Below are 3,395 nucleotides of genomic sequence, written 5' to 3'. Positions count from 1 at the left end.
CCAATGACCAGCCCTCCGACAAGTCCGACCGTCTGACCAACAGGTTTAGGCAAACGAAGTCCTGCTTCACGTAAAATTTCAATAACAACCTCCATGATTAAAGCTTCTAGAAATGGGGGGAATGGCACCCCTTCACGGGTTCCCGCCATAGAAATAGCAAGCTTGGTCGGGATCAAACCCTGATGAAACGATAGGAAAGAGATGTAGATCGCCGGTCCTAGCAGGGCAACGAATGCGGCAAAAAAGCGTAATAAACGCACCAAGGAAGATGGAAGCCAATGAACATAATAATCTTCGGGTGATTGCAGCATCATGCTGAGCGTCACTGGAACAATAGAAGCGTAGGAGCTTCCATCTGTCAGAATGGCAACTCGACCTTCTAACAAGGATGCAAGGACACGATCTGGACGTTCTGTGCTCTGCACTTGCGGAAATGGCGACATGAAGTTATCTTCAATTAACTGATCGATATATCCGGATTCAAGAGGGTCATCGATCTTGATTTTCTCAATTCTGCGCTTCACTTCATCCACCAGATTCGGATCCGCAATGCCATCTATGTAGGAGATGACCACGTTTTTCTTGTTCCTTTCACCAACTTGGATGCCCATCATCTGCAAATTAGGATCGGATGCTCTTGAGCGCAGCAGAGAGATATTCTCTTCGAGCGAATTGACAAAGCCGATCTTAGGCCCGCGTACAAGCGATTCCGAAGACGGCTCTTCGAAATTTTGTGGCTCCGTGGAGCCTGTTCCGAGGATCAAACCGCCAGGAATACCGTCGATGAGCAGGGTAGTTGACCCTGTTAATACGGTTTCAACGACTTTATAGACATGCTCAGTTTCGGTTATTTTGGAGAGCGGTAATATATGATTTTTAATAAAAGCTTTGAAATCAGTGCTGGCATACAATTCGGTCACGTTTGTTTTCCAAAGATCCACCATTAACGGTTTTAGAACATACTCTTGAATCATCGTGGAGTCGGATATTTTGTTCATACTGACGATAGCCGCGCGAATCGTACTACCTCCGATATTAAATTCGCGCACAGAATAATCCGAGTTGTTGCCTAGCCGCTCGGATAACAAGTTTAAATTCTCTTCTAAGTGACTATTCAGCGTATCGATGGGCGGAGAATCTGTCCTAGTTTTTGATGGCGGCGAGTTACTTGCGGTCCAGAGGGAGTTGTTGGGAACCGTAGGCTCGTTGTCTTCRTTCCAACCGCGATTCATCCGTTCTTTTTGATAAAACCAACCAAATAATTTAGAGCTGCTATAAGGAATAAGAAAAGTGAGCGATGCCCACATGATCAGTTTCCAACCCGGAAGAGCTTCCGCTATCGTACGCCACATTGACAACACCCCCATATGTATTATGCTAATTTAACAGAATTTTCATGTATGGATTAGAGGAAGTATGGGCTGATCTTTGGATAGACCAGTAGTCCAGCAAGTGGATGGTTCATATCATCTAGAATTGGTTGATGAATTTAGCGACTAATTTCTATATACTTTTCTTATTAAGATAGGGGGCATCAGAGAGATGGAGAAACTAAATGGCAAAAAAATCGTGATTGCGGGTTCCAGAAAAACAGAGGAAATGAGCTTATTAATTGAGAAACAGGGAGGAATACCGGTAGTTCGCCCTTTGCAAGGTTTCATTTATTTGGATGAGTCAGCTGTGGAGAAAGAATTACTATTTTGTGTAAATAACAAGGTGGACTGGTTTGTATTCACAACTGGTGTTGGCGCAGATACGATGCTAAACGCGGCCGAAAAATTAGATCTTTCTTCCACGCTGCTGCAAAAAATGAAGGATGCGAAAGTGGCCGCACGCGGATATAAGACGATTAACTGGCTTAAGAAGCTAGATATAAAACCTGTCGTCATCGATGAAGATGGGACCATACAAGGGTTAATTAATCGTTTGGATTCTTATGACTTTAAGGATCAAACGGTAGTTGTCCAGCTGCACGGAGAGCCACAACCGGCGCTGATTCAATTCTTGGAGACGCGGGGAGCAACGGTTGTTCAACTATTGCCTTATCGGCATATTGAACCGGAGTCAACCGTACTTGAAACGCTTTGCCATGAACTTACAACAGGTTCGATAGATGCGGTATGTTTCACTACTGCCGTGCAAGTGAGATATTTGTTCGAATACACGAGACGCCAAGGGATTATTGATAGCGTCAGACAAGCTTTCACTAGTGATGTCAAGGCAGTTGCTGTCGGTAAAGTAACGGCTGAGGCTCTGAGAGAGGAAGGTTTGAATCAAGTGATCGTGCCTGAAACAGAGCGAATGGGGGCAATGATTATTGAACTCGTGAAGGATTATAGCAAGGGAGATCAACTCTGAAAAAAAGAGACTAATTGCTTAACGATAGTCTAATGGAGGCGCAATTCATTCTGTGAACACTCAAAATGTCATGGCTGGCATTATGTCCGCGCTGTTAGCATGCAGCGGCGGTGCTTTATTAGTTATGCAAGTAGCGGAAAGTGCCGGGCTCAGTCGAAGCGAAACGGTTACCTGGATGTTTGCCGTTTATTTTCTGGGTGGACTCCTTAATCTCGTAATGACTTTCAAATATAAAATTCCTTATGGCGGGGCTCATTCCATCACCGCAATCGCCTTCTTGGCTTCAATCGCCGCTCAATTCACACTTGGTGAATTGGCCGGCGGTTTTATCATGTCAGGCCTGATCATAACTTTGTTTGGCATCACTGGTTTATTTAAAAAGCTGCTTTACTATATTCCTAAGCCGTTAATTGATGCCCTGCTAGCAGGTCTTATTCTCAATTATGTGGTGAAAATTGTACCAGCAGCAATGTCCATGCCTATAGTCGGATTGCTAGCTATTCTTGGATTTTTTATAACACGCATCATTTCCCCGAAAATCCCTCCATTTATGGGTGTGCTTGTTTTGGGGCTAGTCGGATTACTCAGTAGTTACACTTTTCCAATTATGCAGCATACAAGTTTCGTTTTTCCTCTTCCAGTCCTACCTTCTTTCACAATAGAGGCTCTAGTATCGCTTGCTATTCCCATTTCCATCCTAGTCATAAGCAATGATATAGCTGTGGCTTTGACTGCATTGAAAAGCAACGGATTTGATCCACCCGTGAATAAATCGATAGTAGTATCAGGTATATTTTCATCGATTGCTGGACTATTCGCTGGCCATGCTGCCAATATAGGCGGAATGATGAGCGCGCTTTGCAGCGGAGATGACGCTGGGAGGAAGGATCGTAGATTGTGGGCGGCAATCGTTTCGGGAACATTAGTCACCCTTTTTGGAATATTTGCTTGGAAAATCATAGATGTGATAGAGTTGCTGCCATCCCCATTTATCACCATCGTTACTGGCTTTTCTCTAGTTGGAGTATTGATGAATA

General features: G+C 44.1%; 3 protein-coding genes. 2 read left to right on the top strand and 1 reads right to left on the bottom strand.

Annotated features, from left to right (window positions below; genetic code table 11):
* A partial coding sequence (locus AC1DUA_RS29965) for a spore germination protein (RefSeq protein WP_477503216.1) occupies positions 1-1,352 on the bottom strand: 1,352 nt, incomplete at its 3' end.
* A 190-nt stretch (positions 1,353-1,542) separates the two neighbouring features.
* Here AC1DUA_RS29965 and AC1DUA_RS29960 point away from each other — a divergent pair.
* Positions 1,543-2,358, top strand: coding sequence for a uroporphyrinogen-III synthase (locus AC1DUA_RS29960; protein ID WP_477503215.1), 816 nt, complete (start codon positions 1,543-1,545; stop codon positions 2,356-2,358).
* Between the two features lie 52 nt (positions 2,359-2,410).
* A partial coding sequence (locus tag AC1DUA_RS29955) for a benzoate/H(+) symporter BenE family transporter (protein ID WP_477503214.1) occupies positions 2,411-3,395 on the top strand: 985 nt, incomplete at its 3' end.

The sequence above is a fragment of the Paenibacillus sp. 01T422 genome (genome assembly GCF_056398785.1).
This window is presented reverse-complemented; position numbering and strand designations above follow the sequence as displayed.

Excerpts from the sequence above, each read along its gene's own strand:
- AC1DUA_RS29960 (WP_477503215.1), top strand. The coding sequence starts at position 1,543 with ATGGAGAAACTAAATGGCAAAAAAATCGTGATTGCGGGTTCCAGAAAA.